We start from the raw sequence: 13,048 nt of genomic DNA on the forward strand, positions 1-13,048 counted from the left end.
TCGGTCAGCCCTGCTGGAACATGTCGGCCGGAAGCGGCTTCAGCAGCTGATACAGGTCGTCCGAAATCGGTCGGTCCCAGGACGCGATGGTGACCAGGACGCCGTCGCTGCGGCCGAACTGGGCGCAGAACACGCGTTCCTCGCTGGTCTTGACCTTCTTCACGATGAGCAGGTCGTCCCCGAGCATGACCGGGAAGTCCTCGGCCGAGACGAACTCGACCGGCTCGTCGTTCTCCAGCGCCGCGAGCAGCTGCCGCACCTCGAAGGGCACGTCGTCACCGGTCTCCCGGGCGGGCGAGCCCTCGGGGAGGTTGCCGATGAACATCGCCGGGCCTCTGCCGCCGAACAGGTCGTAGCGCAGGAAAATCCCCTGGCAGGAGCCGTCCGGGCCGGTCATCATGGCCGCACCGAAGTCGCCGGGCCAGTCGCCCGGGTCCATCGCGAGCACGTCGAAGTCCGGGCCGGCGGGCTGTCCGGAGCGACGGCGGAGAAAAGACATGGGAACATCGTACGTGTCCGGCACACCACACTCGCGAGGCGGGTGGGACACCGACGGGGGACGGGCGGGAGGTCGACGCTCAGAGACCAATGTTGACTCTGAGCAACCGTCCGGGCTACGTTCGGTTCAGCACGACAGCCGTTCTGGGTTTCACCCTCCGGGGGGACGGCATGTCGCAACGCGGCCCTACACGCGTTTCCCTCACCGTGCACTTGTCGTGCCGAACTGCCGAGCACCCAGCTTCGTCGTCGCGCACAGCACAACACACAAGCCAACAGTTCCATTGCAGTTCCGTGCAACAAGAGCCAGATCCGCGGGGCCCCGGCCCGTCGCTCCCGTGGATCTGCTCGGGACACCGCCGCGTGGGGGCGTGCGGGTCCCGAGCAAACGGTGCCGTCGTCCGAGTCGCTCTCGGCGTCGGCGCCAGCCTCCCGGCGACTGCCGGCCCCTCGTGGGCCGGGACCGGCCGACGCACCCCGGTGCGCAGGGGATGACTGGGAGGTAGGCCTGGCAAACGCCGGGCCGCACAGCAGGCGCCGTGTCTGGCCGCGTGGGGGCGGTGGGCACGGCGTCTGCCTGTGCTCATACTCTGAGCTGCGTTTGTCTAACAGTCAACAGAAATTCTGACGTGGCACGCTCAATAGATCATCAGTTGTGATGTTCGGTGCCGGAATCGGCGTCGGCTCCGCCCCCGGAAGCACCTGCGGAGCGGTCCCGACGCTGCCGGCTCGCCGCAGCTCGGGCCGCTCCGCAGGTGCTTCCGGACGGCGCGCGGGTCGCTCAGGTGAGGTCGAACTCGCCGTCCCGGGCGCCGAGCACGAAGGCCCGCCACTCGGCCGGGGTGAAGACCAGGACCGGCCCGTCCTCCTGACGGCCGTCCCGCATCCCGATGTACCCGTCCACGAACGCGATCTGGACGTCCCCGACGCCCTGGCTGCTGCACAACCACTCGGCCCCGGTGAAGTCCACCTTCGGCTTCCCGTTCCGCGCGAACTCCGGCTCGACGCCGACCGTCCCGGCGTCCGCCCCGGTGTCCGTCCCGCTGTTGACTGCCACTGACCGATCTCCTCCCGACGGGTTTCGACGGCCAGCCTAGCCACACCTCCCCGGCCCGGTCAGCGGGTTGACCAGGACTCCCCCGACCGGGAGGACGGCCGCCGCAGAAGCGCTCGGGGCGCGGTGGGGCGTGTCCCGACCGGCGGGGCGGCGGGCAGCTGCCAGAGTGCTGCCAGGACGCGTGCGGACCGGGCCGCCGGGCGGGCTGGGTGCCCGGTGGGCCGGACGGGCCCGGACACCCCGCAGGAAGCCCGTACACCCGCCGCGAGCGGCCCGCGGATCCGCCGCGGGAAGCCCGGGCAAAGCCCGTACGCCGCCCACGACTTCGGCGGTCCGCTCGCGGTCCGCCCAGGATCCGCCGCACTGCCCGCCCGACACCCCGCCCGACACCCTGCCCGACACCCCGCCCATGAACTCGCCCCAGGGAGCAGCCGATGAGCCGCCGGGACGGCACCCGCGCCGACGTCATCCCCATCTCCGACGCCCCCTCGGCCCACCCGCCGGCTCCCCGCACCCCGCCCTCGGCCACCCCGCTGCCCCGGCCGACCCCGGCGCGGCCCGCGGCGCACGGCCGGGTCGGGGTCGTCCTGGTCTCGCACAGCCAGGAACTGGCCACCGCCGTACGCTCGCTGGCGCTCACGCTGACCGGATCCGACTCCCCCGCGCCGGTCGCCTCGACCGGCGGCGACCCGGCCGACGGGCCGGGCATCAGCGCGGTGCTGGTGGCCGCCGCCACCCGGCGGGTCGACCAGGGCCACGGTGTGGTGGTGCTCGCGGACCTGGGCGGCGCCGTCAGCACCGTCCGGGCGCTGCTGTCGGAGGCCGACGAGCACGGGCTGCCGTTCCCGGTCCGGTTCGCGAACGCGCCGTTCGTGGAGGGCGCGGTCGCCGCCACCGCGACCGCCACCGCGGGCGGGGACCTCGCCGCGGTGCTGGACGCGGCGGAGGAGGCCTACCGGCAGCAGAAGGGCTGAGCCCTTCCTAGCCGAGCCGTTCCCGGGGGTGCTCCCGGCCGTCCAGGGCGAACACCGCCGGGCCCCGGCACTCGAGCGCGTGGCGGATCCGGAAGTGCTCGGAGTCGATCATCGGCGGCAGCTCGTCCAGCGCGAACCAGCCGACCTCCAGCGACTCGTCGTCGTTCACCCGGGCCTCGCCGCCGACCGCCCGGCAGCGGAAGATCAGCTCCAGGTACTGCGTCACGTCGCCGCTCGGGTAGGTGATCGGTGGCGTGACGGTGACGGCGGCGAGCAGCTCGGGCACGACCTCCACCCCGGTCTCCTCCAGGCACTCGCGCACCACGCCGTCGGCGGGCTGCTCGCCCGGGTCGAGGATGCCGCCGACCGACGCCCACCGCCCGTCGTCGGCCCGGCGGGCGAGCAGCACCCGGTCCTGGTCGTCCAGCACCACGGCGGCGACGGCGCTCAGCCAGAGCGGACGGGTGCCCACGACGGAGCGGAGTTCGAGGAGGAAGGGGGGAATGGCCATGCGGCGCAGCCTACCGAGCGGCCCTATGCCCGGGAGCCGTAGGGCCGGAGCGCGGCGAGGACGGTGAGGCCGAGGATGCGCAGGTCCAGCCGGAGCGAGCGGTGCTCCACGTACCAGAGGTCGAGTTCGGCCCGGTCCGACGGCGGTGCAGCGGAGCAGGGCGGCGATCAGCAGGGCGAGCGGGAGTGCGACGACGGCGGTCAGGGAGGCGACGGCGAGGTCGCCACCGCGTTTCATGAGGCGGACACGGCGATGTCCGGTCGACCCGCGCATCGCTCCCCCTTCAGGGCGTTCTCCAAGGCCTTCCGAGCCACGGGAGCGCATTCACAGTAGAGGGGGAGGAAGCCGTTGTCCGGGAATGGACAAACACAAGCGCGGGTGATTGTCAGAAGAGATGAAATTCGGTCGTTCTGACCAATTTCGATCGATCTGTTGATCAATCGCACCCGACCCCCGGCGAAGCACCCGACGGAGTGAGCGCCGGCGCCACGGTCAGAGCGCGGCACCCCGCCGACGGACCACTCCGAACACGATCCGGCCGAGCAGCAGGACGCCCGTCGCCAGGCAGCCGGCCACCGCCATCGCCCAGGCCGGACCGTCACTGTCCGGAACGATCACGGCCACGACGATGCCCAGCACCAGACAGGCCACACCCGCCACCGCCAGCGGAATCCGGTGGGTGACCAGGGCTCCACCGCTGCACGCGCGCGTCCATCGGGTCGCACCGTGCAGGTGGAAGGGATCACGGTCCGCATCTGCCATGAGCCCAAGGTACCCCGGGCACGTCCCCGAAGCAGCCCGCAGGGAGTGAGGCCCCGCGCACCCTGCGCGACCGCCCGTCCGGGGGTGCTCAGGGCCTGCGGACGCGTGTACGGGCTCCACAATCAGTCCACGAAAAATCCTCGTCCCCCCGGTACAACCATCCGCCTGGTGCGGGGGTCTCAATGGCATCGAGTGATCCAGGAGCCGTTCACGGGAGGGTGAGACCCCCCACCGAGAACCGGAATACCCAGGGAGCGGAGCCGCCGCCCCCTGGAGTCGGAGGCCGGGCTCCGTCCTCCGGCGGTACCGCCACGCCGCTCGGCGACCAAGGGGGAACCGTTGCCGCAGACCCAGTCCACCCCGTCGACCTCCACCGCCCGCGCCAGGCCCCTACCCGGCGTCCGGGCACTGCCGCCGCCCACCGGCTTCGCGTCCGACCACCACGGCGCCGGCCGACCCCGACCCACCATCGAGGCGAAGCGCCTCGAACCGACCAGACGACTCGACACCAAGCGCCTCGAGACCAAGCACGTCGAGCTGGTCGGTGCCGAGGTGGCCGGTGCCGAGGCGTTCGACATCGCGGCGGTCGGGGTCGGGCCCGTCGGTGTCCGGCCCGCCACGGTCGGGGGCGGGCCCGTCGGTGTCGGGCCCGTCGGTATCGAGGCCGAGCACGTCGACGCGGCGCACACCGAGACGGAACAGCAGGACGCACGGGGCGAATGGCTGCGGTTCGCCCCCGTACAACCGCTGTTCCGGGCCCGGGCCGCCCAGCGACTCGCCGTCCTCGCCTACCACGGGGTCACCGACCACCGCTCCTTCGGCGCCCAGCTCGACCGGCTGCGAAGGCTCGCCACCCCGGTCTCGCTGGAGGCCGTCCTCCAGGCCGTCAGCGAGCGGCGGCCGCTGCCGCCGCGCAGCGTCCTGGTCACCTTCGACGACGCCGACCGGAGCGTCCTCACCCACGCCCTGCCCGCCCTCGACGCGCGCGGCATCCCCGCCACCGCCTTCGTCATCTCCGAACTCATCGGCACCGAGCGCCCCTTCTGGTGGCACGAGGCCGACTTCCTCGCCCGCCACGGCGGCCGCGCCCGCTCACTCGACTGCGGCCACCCCTCCCAGCTGCTCCCCCGGCTCAAGGCCATGCCCGACCCGGACCGGCGCCGCAGCCTGCACGAACTGCGGGTCAGCGCCGACCGCCGGCCGCCCCGCCAGGAACAGCTCACCCCCGCCGACCTCCTCGCCCTCCGGGACGGCGGGGTCGCCATCGGCAACCACACCCAGGGGCACCCCTGCCTCGGCCGCTGCGACGACGTCACCGTCCGCTCCGAGATCACCGGCGCCCACGAAGCCCTCACCCGCTGGCTCGGCGAACCCCCGATCGCCTTCGCCTACCCCGACGGCGGCCACGACGCGCGTGCCGAAACCGTCCTGCAGGAACTCGGCTACCGCCTCGGCTTCCTCTCCGACCACCGCCTCGGCCCCCGCCTCCCCACCCACCCCCTCCAGATCAGCCGCCTCCAGGTCGACTCCAGCACCAGCATCCGCCGCTTCGACACCATCCTCTCCGGCCTCGAACCCGCCTACCGCCGATGGCGCCGCCACGAGGTGGCCTGACCCGGTAGCGCCGCTGCGCAGGAAGTCGATCCGGCCGACTTCCTGCGCAGCGCCCTTTCCGGCCACTTCGTGGCCCGGCGGGATGCGGGGACGAGGCCGGCCGACGCCTGTTGGGCCGGGCCGCGCGGCACCAGAAGTCGGCCGGATCGACTTTCTGTGCCATTGGCGGCGGGGCGCAGTTCGGTAGCGGGGTCGAATGCCCCTGCCCCGCTGCGTGGATCTGGTGCCGAACGGGGCGAGGCCCATCAGGGCGTGGGGGCCCGGCTACTTCGGCGCCCACCACTGCCCGAGCGGCCGGCCGGGCTGCGCCGCGCCAGAAGTCCGGCGGGCCGACTTCCTGTACCCAGCGGTCGGGAGGGAGCAGGTCGGGCGGGCCGAGAAGTGGCCGGGCGACTTGGCTCCGCGCCGGGAGGACTGGGCAGGAACGGCTGGTGGAGCCCTGCTCCGGACCCGGAAGTCGCCCGCTTGCCCGGCCCGCTTCCGGGGCCGACCTGGCCCGGTGGCCGGGTCGAAGGGCAACCGACGGCAGGCGCGGGACGGGGGTCTCGGGGCCGAGGGCGGTGGGCTCGCCGGGCCGAGGTGCCCCGGGTTGTGGGGTGAGGCCGGTTGAGGGGTGCGAGTGCGGCGGACCGAAGGGTCCCGGCGGGGCGGGGTCCGGGCCGCCGCGCGCGCGGCCCTACGGCGGGCCGGGGGCCCGGCGGGTTCGGGGGTCAGGCGATGGCGGGGGTGAGGGTGAGGCCCTGGGGGTAGAGGGTGACGGCGCCGGGGAGGGTGGCGGGGGCGCCCGCGTGGAGGACGGTGAGGGTGCCGGTGCCGGTGCGGGTGGGGTCGGCGACGCGGCGGAGGGCCTGGGCGGCGACGGCGTCGGCGGAGCCGTGGAAGGTGAGGGCCGGGGAGGCGGTGGGGGCGACGGCGGCCCGGATCCGGTCCTCGACCAGCTCGTAGTGGGTGCAGCCGAGCACGATGGTGTCGGTGCCCTCGGGCGTACGGGCGGCGGCGTCGGCGATGGCGGCGGTGATGGCGTCGTCGTCGCCGTGCTCGACGGCGTCCGCGAGGCCGGGGCAGGCGACCTCGGTGATGTCGGCGGTGCCGCCGAAGTCGCGGATCAGCCCGCGCTGGTAGGCGCTGCCGGTGGTGGCCGGGGTGGCCCAGATGGCGACCCGGCCGCCGGCCGCGGCGGCGGGTTTGATCGCCGGGACGGTGCCGATGACGGGCAGGCCGGGCTCGAGTTCGGCGCGCAGGGTGTCCAGCGCGTGGACCGAGGCCGTGTTGCAGGCGATCACCAGGGCGTCGGGTTCGAGGGCGGCGGCGGCGCGGCAGCAGCCGAGGGCCAGCTCGGTGACCTCGGCGGGGGTGAGCGGTCCCCACGGCATCGAGGCGGGGTTGGAGGAGAGCACCAGGTCGACGTCGGGGCGCAGCTTCCGAACGGCGGCGGCGGCGGCCAGCAGGCCGATTCCGGAGTCCATCAGGGCAATCTTCACGGGGCAAGACTCTAGTCGATCCACCGGTGGCGGCCCGATCTGCGGCAGACTGCCGGGGTGACCGTCCTGCTGTGGATCGCCGCGTTCTCCCTGCTGGTCTGGCTCTGGCTGACGTGCTGCCACGGCTCGTTCTGGCACACCGACGTCCGTCTGCCGCCGCGCCGTCCGCCGGTGCGCTGGCCGCAGGCGGCGATCGTGGTGCCGGCCCGGGACGAGGCGGCGGTGCTGCCGTCGTCCCTGCCGACGCTGCTGGCGCAGAAGTACCCGGGGCGGGCTCGGGTGATCCTGGTGGACGACCACAGTTCGGACAGCACCGGTGCGGTGGCGGCGGAGCTGCGGACGATGGACGGGCTGGAGCTGACCGTGACCACCCCTCCCCCGCTGCCCGAGGGCTGGACGGGCAAGCTGTGGGCGCTGCGGCACGGGGTGGAGCTGGCCGGCCCGGACGTCGAGTACCTGCTGCTGACGGACGCGGACATCGCGCACGGCCCGGACTCGCTGGCCGAGCTGGTGTCCGCCGCCGAGTCCGGCGGGCTGGACCTGGTGTCGCAGATGGCCCGGCTGCGGGTGGAGACCGGCTGGGAGCGGCTGGTCGTCCCGGCCTTCGTCTACTTCTTCGCCCAGCTGTACCCGTTCCGCCGGAGCAACCGCCCCGGGTCCCGGACGGCGGCCGCGGCGGGCGGCTGCTCGCTGGTGCGGCGGGAGGCGCTGGAGCGGGCGGGCGGGGTGGCGGCGATCCGGGGGGCGGTGATCGACGACGTGTCGCTGGCCCGGGCGGTGAAGTCCTCGGGCGGGCGGACCTGGCTGGGCCTGGCCGGGGAGGTGGACAGCGTCCGCCCGTACCCGCGGCTGGAGCAGCTGTGGCGGATGGTGTCGCGCAGCGCGTACGCCCAGTTGCGGCACTCGCCGCTGTTGCTGCTGGGGACGGTGCTGGGGCTGGCGCTGGTGTACCTGGTGCCGCCGGTGGCGACCGTGGCCGGGCTGGTGGCGGGGGTGGTGCCGGTGGCGGTGGTGGGCGGGGCGGCCTGGGCGCTGATGGCGGGGACGTACCTGCCGATGGTCCGGTACTACCGGCAGCCGGCCGCGGCCGTGCTGCTGCTGCCGTTCACGGCCTCGCTGTACCTGCTGATGACGGTGGACTCGGCGGTGCAGCACTGGCGGGGCCGGGGTGCGGCCTGGAAGGGCCGGACCTACTCCGGGGCTTGAGCGGCCCGGGGCGGGAAACCCCGGGCGCGGCGGGCTCGTCGGGCCCATACTGCTCGGATGGACCGTCAGCAGATCTCCCGGCTCGCCCATGCCCACCACCCGATCGCGGCGCCGCTGGCGGACGGGTCGGTGGCCCGACTGCTGGAGCGGGCGCTCGGCGGGCAGGAGTCCGGCCGGGTGCTGGACCTCGGCTGCGGCGAGGGCGCCTGGCTGCTGCGGGCGCTGGCCGCGCGGCCGGGCTGGCGGGCGGTGGGCGTGGACGTGGACGCGGCGGCGCTGACCCGGGCCCGGGAGTCGGCGGCGGCGCTCGGTGTGGTGCGCCGGATCGGCCTGCACCACCGGGACGCGCGGGAGTTCACCGATCGGGAGCGCTTCGACCTGGTGCTCTGCGTGGGCGCCACCCACGCCTTCGACGGACTGCTGCCCACCCTCGCCGCCGCCGGTGAACTCCTGGCGCCCGGTGGCCGGTTGCTGGTCGGCGAGGGGTTCTGGGAGCGTACGCCGTCCCCGGCCGCGCTGGACGGGCTGGGCGCCGCCCCGGAGGACTTCGCGGATCTCGCGACCACCACCGACCGGGTGCTCGCGGAGGGCTGGACGCCGGTGGACGGGCACGTCAGCACGGCGCGGGAGTGGGACGACTACGAGTTCGCCTGGACGGGTTCGCTGGCCGAGTGGGCGCTGGACCACCCGGAGCACCCGGACGCGGCGGCCGCCCGCGAGGCCGCGGACCACCACCGCACCGGGTGGCTGCACGGCTACCGGGGGACGCTCGGTTTCGTCACCTATCTGCTGCGCCGCGACTGAACTCCCCGGTGTATGCGGCTATTTCTGCGTCCGGGTGAGGAAGTCGTCGATCAGCGGGGCGATTTCGGGCAGCTTCTCCTCCAGGGCGAAGTGCCCGGTGTCGAAGACGTGCAGTTCGGCCGCGGGCAGGTCGCACAGGTAGGCGCGGGCGCCGGCCTCGGTGAAGAACGGGTCGTTGCGCCCCCAGAGCACCAGCGTGGGCGGCTGGTTGGCGCGCAGCCAGGCCTGCCACTGCGGGTACAGCTCGACGTTGGAGAAGTAGTCGAGGGCCAATTCGACCTGGATGTCCTTGCGACCGGGCAGGTCGAGGAAGTGCTGGTCGAGGGTCCAGCCGTCGGGGGCGACCAGGCTCGGGTCGCCGGTGCCGCCCTCGTACTGGCTGCGGGTGACGTCCAGGGTGAGGATCGACCGGGCGGCCTCCTCGGCGCCGGGGACGCCGCGCCGCTGGGCGATGAATCCCCGTGCCTGGTCGGAGAGCCCCTCCTCGTAGGCATTGCCGTTCTGCACCACCAGGCCGGCGATCCACTCCGGCCGGCGGGTGGCCAGGCGCAGACCGACGGGTGCGCCGAAGTCGAAGGCGTAGAGCGCGAAGCGGTCCAGGCCGAGGGCGAGGCAGAAGCGCTCGATCACGTCGGCGAGGGTGTCGAAGCGGTACGGGAAGGCGTCGGGCGCGGGGCTGTCGCTGTAGCCGAAGCCGGGGTAGTCGGGGGCTATCAGACGGTGGCGGGTGCCGAGGGCGTCGAACAGTCGGGCGTACTGGTGCGAGGCGGAGGGGAAGCCGTGCAGCAGCAGGAGGACGGGGGCGTCGGCCGGACCGGTTTCGCGGTAGAAGACGCGCAGGCCGTCGAGGTCGACGTGGCGGTGGTGGATGTGGGGGATCGTCAGCTCGCTCATGCTAACCATTAAACACCATCTAAACGGTTAGGCAAGGTGTGCTGCGAACATGGACCGGACGAACTGAAGCACCGTCAACCACCGTCTGTTTTCGGCCACCCGGGGATCAGTGCGTCTTCAGCTGCTCCTGCTGCACCAGGTAGTCAAGCACCTCGGGCATCCCCTCGACCCCGCCCGCCTTGGTCGGGGAGGTCCGGTACTCGCCCTGGACCACCACCGTCGGCAGCTCGTTGATGCCGTAGCGGACGAACTGGGCGGCCGCGTCGTCCACCGACCGCCGCACCTCGGCGGAGCGGTAGGCCGTGCGGAACTGCTGGGCGTCGACGCCGTGGCGGACGGCCCAGTCGGTGGCGGCGGCCTCGGTGGCGAGGTCGGCGTGGTCGGTGTGGATCGAACGGAAGGCACTGATCTGCAGCCGCTCGACCAGACCGAGGCGCTCCAGCGCGTAGTACAGGCGCGCGTGGGCACGCTGCACGCCCTCGTCCGGGCCGCCCTGCCAGATCGCCGGGACCCGGCGCAGCGCGACGTCGTCGCGGTGCCGCTCGGCCCAGGCCTGCAGCGGCTGCTCCAGCGCCTGGGAGTGGCCGCAGTCGTACCAGAAGAACTCGACGGCCTCGGTACGGGCGCTCTCGCGCACCGGCTGTGGGCGCTCCAGCTTGACGAACTGGACGCCCTCGGACGGTGGTTGGTGAGCCACCGCACCGGCCTGGACGGGGGATGCGGCGATCCCGGCGGCGACGGCGAGCAGGACGGTGGACCGCAGCAGCGACTTCGAGTTCACACCGGGCAGTGTGGTGGTGACGTCCCGTTACCGGCGAGTCGGTACGGGGCGGCGGGCCCGGATTCGCCCGAACGGCGTAGCCGGCCCGGCGTCTACGGGCACCCGTGCCCGCCATCGCGCGGCGGAGCTCAGCCGGCCGGGGTGCCGGTCCACACCTCGGCGACCAGCCGCTGCCAGTCGTCCACCACCGCGCCCAGCTCGAAGTGCTCCAGCGCGTGCGCCCGGGCGGCCGCACCCAGCCCCGCGCGGTTGCAGGCCAGCACCTTGGCCAGCGCCTCGGCCAGGGCGAGCGGGTCCCCCGGGGCGACCAGTGCTCCGGTGGCGCCGTCCCGGACCACCTCGCGCACCCAGCCCACGTCGGTGGCGACGGCGGGCACCCCGGCCAGCGCCGCCTCGATCAGCGCACCGGGCACCCCCTCGCTGTCGCTGGTGAGCAGCAGCGCGTCGGCCGCCCGGTAGAGCGGGGCCGGGTCGGGCAGCGGGCCGAGGAAGTGGGCGCGGGCGGCGGCCGGGTGGCGGGCCAGCGCCTCCAGCAGCGGGCCCTCCCCGGCGACGGCCAGCCGGACGTCGGGCAGCCGGTCGAGCACGTCGAGGGCGAGGTCGAGCCGCTTCTCGGGGGCTATCGCACCGATCCAGGCGACCAGCAGGACGTCCGCGGGCAGGCCCAGGGCATGCCGGGCGGCGCGCCGGTCGGCCCGGCCGTCGGCGGGCGGATAGCTCTCCGCCGCACGGGAGTTGGGGATCACCCGGACCTTGCCGCCGGGCAGTGCGAACTGCTCCTCCAGCACCTCGCGCGCCTCGTCGGTGAGCGTGGTGACGGCGGCGGCGCGGTGCATCAGGGTGCCGCCGCGGAGTCTGCGCAGCCGGTTGGCGGTCCAGTAGCGGGGGTGGCCGACCGAGACGTAGACGAAGGGGGTGGGGGTGCCGGCCAGCGCGAGGGCGCAGGCGGCCAGGGTGTCGGAGCCGTGGGCGAGCACCACGTCGGCGGCGCGAGCGGCGGAGCGCAGCGCCCGCAGGGTGCTCGGGCGCAGCCGGCCGGGGCCGAGGACGGCGGCGCGCAGTCGGGCGGTGTCGGGGCACCCCTCGCCGCAGGTCCCCGGCACGGCCGTCCCCGCGGTGCAGACCCCGGGCGCGACCGCACCCGGCCGGGCGGCGGGCAGGGCGGGGTGCGGGGCGAGCGCGCACAGCGCGGAGGCCTGGCCCCGGCGGCGCAGTTCCCGGTGGAGGTCACGGGCGAAGTTCTGGGCGCCGCCCCGGCGTTCGTCGCTGATCAGGTGCAGGACACGCGGGCGGGCTCCGGCCGAATCGGCCGCCGTAGGGTCGGGCATGGACCGACCTTGGCACAGCGCTCCGCCCGGTACAGCCCCTTCGCGCAACCTGGTGGTGGCCCGTGCGCCCGCGCCCGTACACCCGATGTGCGCTGAGGGGCCGCCGTCGTGCGCCGGTTGCGACCGCCGTGCGCCCCGGCTCGCCCCCGCCGCTCCGCGGGGCCGCCCCTCCGCCCCGTGGGGCCGCCCCCGCTCCATCGGGCCGCCCCCGCTCCGTCGCGCCGCCCGTTCGCTCCCCCCGCACGCCGCGTCGGGCACCGGCTCACGCCGTCGGATCAACCGTGGGCCGCGGAAAGGCCGATCGGCCGGTACGCGGACGGCCCGCGCGCCGCCCGGCGGGCCGGGGGCGGGCCGTCGGCCGGTTACGCGGATCGGGTGAACGCGGTTGGACCTCGACCCGGGCCGGTCGGCAGGATGTCCGGCCGGGGCGCCCGGCGTTCTGCCCCATCTCCCCCTTCCCCATTCGGATTTGGAGTCACCCGGTGTTCAAGGGATTCCGCAGCTTCCTGCTGCGCGGCAACGTGGTGGACCTCGCGGTCGGCATCGTGATCGGCGCGGCCTTCACCGCCGTCGTCACCGGGTTCGTCAGCGCCTTCCTCACCCCGCTGATCGGGGTCGCCACCGGCGCGGTCGGCGACTTCACCCAGAAGACCTTCGAGGTGGGCGGCACCAAGTTCCCGTACGGCCTCTTCGTCAACGCGCTGATCGGATTCGTGCTGGTCAGCGCACTGATCTACTTCGCCGTGGTGGTGCCGGTCGGCAAGCTGCAGGAGCGCTTCGAGCGGGCCAAGCCGGCGCCGGCCGCCAAGGTGGACTGCCCGGAGTGCCTGAGCTCGATCCCGGCCGCCGCGACCCGCTGCTCCTTCTGCACCACCGAGGTGACCGCCCGGCCCGGCCTGCCCGCGCAGTCCCAGGCGCTGCAGTCGCACTGACGCCCCGAAGGCGGCGTCCGGAGCTCCTGCGGTCCGGGCCCGGAACAGGCCCGGAACAGGCCCGGACCGTGCCCGGTTCGCCCCGTGTGGGCCCTGACGGGGATTTTATTCCCCAAACATTCACGAGCCTCCGTCGCACCGTCGGCGGGGGCTCGAATGCGCCGGCGCACGCCCGGTCCGCAAAAGTTTCTCCATGACGTCCCCGG

13 protein-coding genes are annotated in these 13,048 nt (G+C 74.2%); 5 read left to right on the top strand and 8 right to left on the bottom strand.

Annotation, left to right across the window (positions count from 1 at the left end):
- Window positions 1-4 precede the first annotated feature (4 nt).
- Entirely contained in the window at window positions 5-499 is a 495-nt protein-coding gene (locus ACZ47G_RS36185; RefSeq protein WP_188303961.1) for a hypothetical protein, read from the bottom strand.
- Window positions 500-1,279: 780 nt separating this feature from the next.
- Window positions 1,280-1,468, bottom strand: a complete 189-nt coding sequence (locus ACZ47G_RS36190; RefSeq protein ID WP_360243590.1) for a DUF397 domain-containing protein — start codon at window positions 1,466-1,468, stop codon at window positions 1,280-1,282.
- A 521-nt stretch (window positions 1,469-1,989) separates the two neighbouring features.
- On the opposite strand from ACZ47G_RS36190, the gene ACZ47G_RS36195 reads away from it, so the two are divergent.
- The gene (locus ACZ47G_RS36195; RefSeq protein ID WP_465750174.1) at window positions 1,990-2,529 is read left to right on the top strand and encodes a PTS-dependent dihydroxyacetone kinase phosphotransferase subunit DhaM; all 540 of its coding nucleotides are present in this window, start codon (window positions 1,990-1,992) and stop codon (window positions 2,527-2,529) included.
- 7 nt (window positions 2,530-2,536) lie between these two features.
- Here the strand turns inward: ACZ47G_RS36195 and ACZ47G_RS36200 are convergent, their stop codons facing one another.
- Window positions 2,537-3,040 carry an NUDIX hydrolase gene (locus tag ACZ47G_RS36200; RefSeq protein ID WP_465750176.1) on the bottom strand — a complete coding sequence of 168 codons (504 nt, stop codon included), beginning with the start codon at window positions 3,038-3,040 and terminating at the stop codon, window positions 2,537-2,539.
- A gap of 492 nt (window positions 3,041-3,532) precedes the next feature.
- Window positions 3,533-3,802: a hypothetical protein gene (locus ACZ47G_RS36205; RefSeq protein ID WP_188303958.1), complete on the bottom strand. Its 270-nt coding sequence runs from the start codon at window positions 3,800-3,802 to the stop codon at window positions 3,533-3,535.
- 339 nt (window positions 3,803-4,141) lie between these two features.
- Between ACZ47G_RS36205 and ACZ47G_RS36210 the strand changes: the two genes are divergently transcribed.
- Window positions 4,142-5,416 (top strand): polysaccharide deacetylase family protein, encoded by a 1,275-nt coding sequence (locus tag ACZ47G_RS36210; RefSeq protein WP_465750178.1) that lies wholly within the window; start codon window positions 4,142-4,144, stop codon window positions 5,414-5,416.
- Between the two features lie 710 nt (window positions 5,417-6,126).
- On the opposite strand, the gene ACZ47G_RS36215 is transcribed toward ACZ47G_RS36210, so the two are convergent.
- Window positions 6,127-6,897: a glutamate racemase gene (locus ACZ47G_RS36215; protein ID WP_465750180.1), complete on the bottom strand. Its 771-nt coding sequence runs from the start codon at window positions 6,895-6,897 to the stop codon at window positions 6,127-6,129.
- Window positions 6,898-6,963: 66 nt separating this feature from the next.
- Here ACZ47G_RS36215 and ACZ47G_RS36220 point away from each other — a divergent pair, with 66 nt between their 5' ends.
- Window positions 6,964-8,103 (top strand): glycosyltransferase, encoded by a 1,140-nt coding sequence (locus ACZ47G_RS36220; RefSeq protein ID WP_465750248.1) that lies wholly within the window; start codon window positions 6,964-6,966, stop codon window positions 8,101-8,103.
- A 57-nt stretch (window positions 8,104-8,160) separates the two neighbouring features.
- Window positions 8,161-8,907 carry an SAM-dependent methyltransferase gene (locus ACZ47G_RS36225; RefSeq protein WP_465750185.1) on the top strand — a complete coding sequence of 249 codons (747 nt, stop codon included), beginning with the start codon at window positions 8,161-8,163 and terminating at the stop codon, window positions 8,905-8,907.
- Between the two features lie 18 nt (window positions 8,908-8,925).
- Here ACZ47G_RS36225 and ACZ47G_RS36230 read toward each other — a convergent pair whose 3' ends face one another.
- From ACZ47G_RS36230 to ACZ47G_RS36240, 3 genes are all read right to left on the bottom strand, one after another.
- Entirely contained in the window at window positions 8,926-9,801 is an 876-nt protein-coding gene (locus ACZ47G_RS36230) for an alpha/beta fold hydrolase (protein WP_465750187.1), read from the bottom strand.
- A 106-nt stretch (window positions 9,802-9,907) separates the two neighbouring features.
- Window positions 9,908-10,582: a thiol:disulfide interchange protein DsbA/DsbL gene (locus tag ACZ47G_RS36235; protein WP_465750189.1), complete on the bottom strand. Its 675-nt coding sequence runs from the start codon at window positions 10,580-10,582 to the stop codon at window positions 9,908-9,910.
- Window positions 10,583-10,710: 128 nt separating this feature from the next.
- The gene (locus ACZ47G_RS36240; protein WP_465750191.1) at window positions 10,711-11,910 is read right to left on the bottom strand and encodes a glycosyltransferase family 4 protein; all 1,200 of its coding nucleotides are present in this window, start codon (window positions 11,908-11,910) and stop codon (window positions 10,711-10,713) included.
- 482 nt (window positions 11,911-12,392) lie between these two features.
- Here ACZ47G_RS36240 and mscL point away from each other — a divergent pair, with 482 nt between their 5' ends.
- Window positions 12,393-12,842, top strand: a complete 450-nt coding sequence (gene mscL / locus ACZ47G_RS36245; RefSeq protein ID WP_380456768.1) for a large conductance mechanosensitive channel protein MscL — start codon at window positions 12,393-12,395, stop codon at window positions 12,840-12,842.
- Window positions 12,843-13,048: the final 206 nt, after the last annotated feature.

Source organism: Kitasatospora sp. NPDC030952, assembly GCF_055571335.1.

Excerpts from the sequence above, each read along its gene's own strand:
- ACZ47G_RS36185 (WP_188303961.1), bottom strand. The coding sequence starts at position 499 with ATGTCTTTTCTCCGCCGTCGCTCCGGACAGCCCGCCGGCCCGGACTTC.
- ACZ47G_RS36195 (WP_465750174.1), top strand. The coding sequence starts at position 1,990 with ATGAGCCGCCGGGACGGCACCCGCGCCGACGTCATCCCCATCTCCGAC.
- ACZ47G_RS36200 (WP_465750176.1), bottom strand. The coding sequence starts at position 3,040 with ATGGCCATTCCCCCCTTCCTCCTCGAACTCCGCTCCGTCGTGGGCACC.
- ACZ47G_RS36205 (WP_188303958.1), bottom strand. The coding sequence starts at position 3,802 with ATGGCAGATGCGGACCGTGATCCCTTCCACCTGCACGGTGCGACCCGA.
- ACZ47G_RS36225 (WP_465750185.1), top strand. The coding sequence starts at position 8,161 with ATGGACCGTCAGCAGATCTCCCGGCTCGCCCATGCCCACCACCCGATC.
- ACZ47G_RS36230 (WP_465750187.1), bottom strand. The coding sequence starts at position 9,801 with ATGAGCGAGCTGACGATCCCCCACATCCACCACCGCCACGTCGACCTC.
- ACZ47G_RS36240 (WP_465750191.1), bottom strand. The coding sequence starts at position 11,910 with ATGCCCGACCCTACGGCGGCCGATTCGGCCGGAGCCCGCCCGCGTGTC.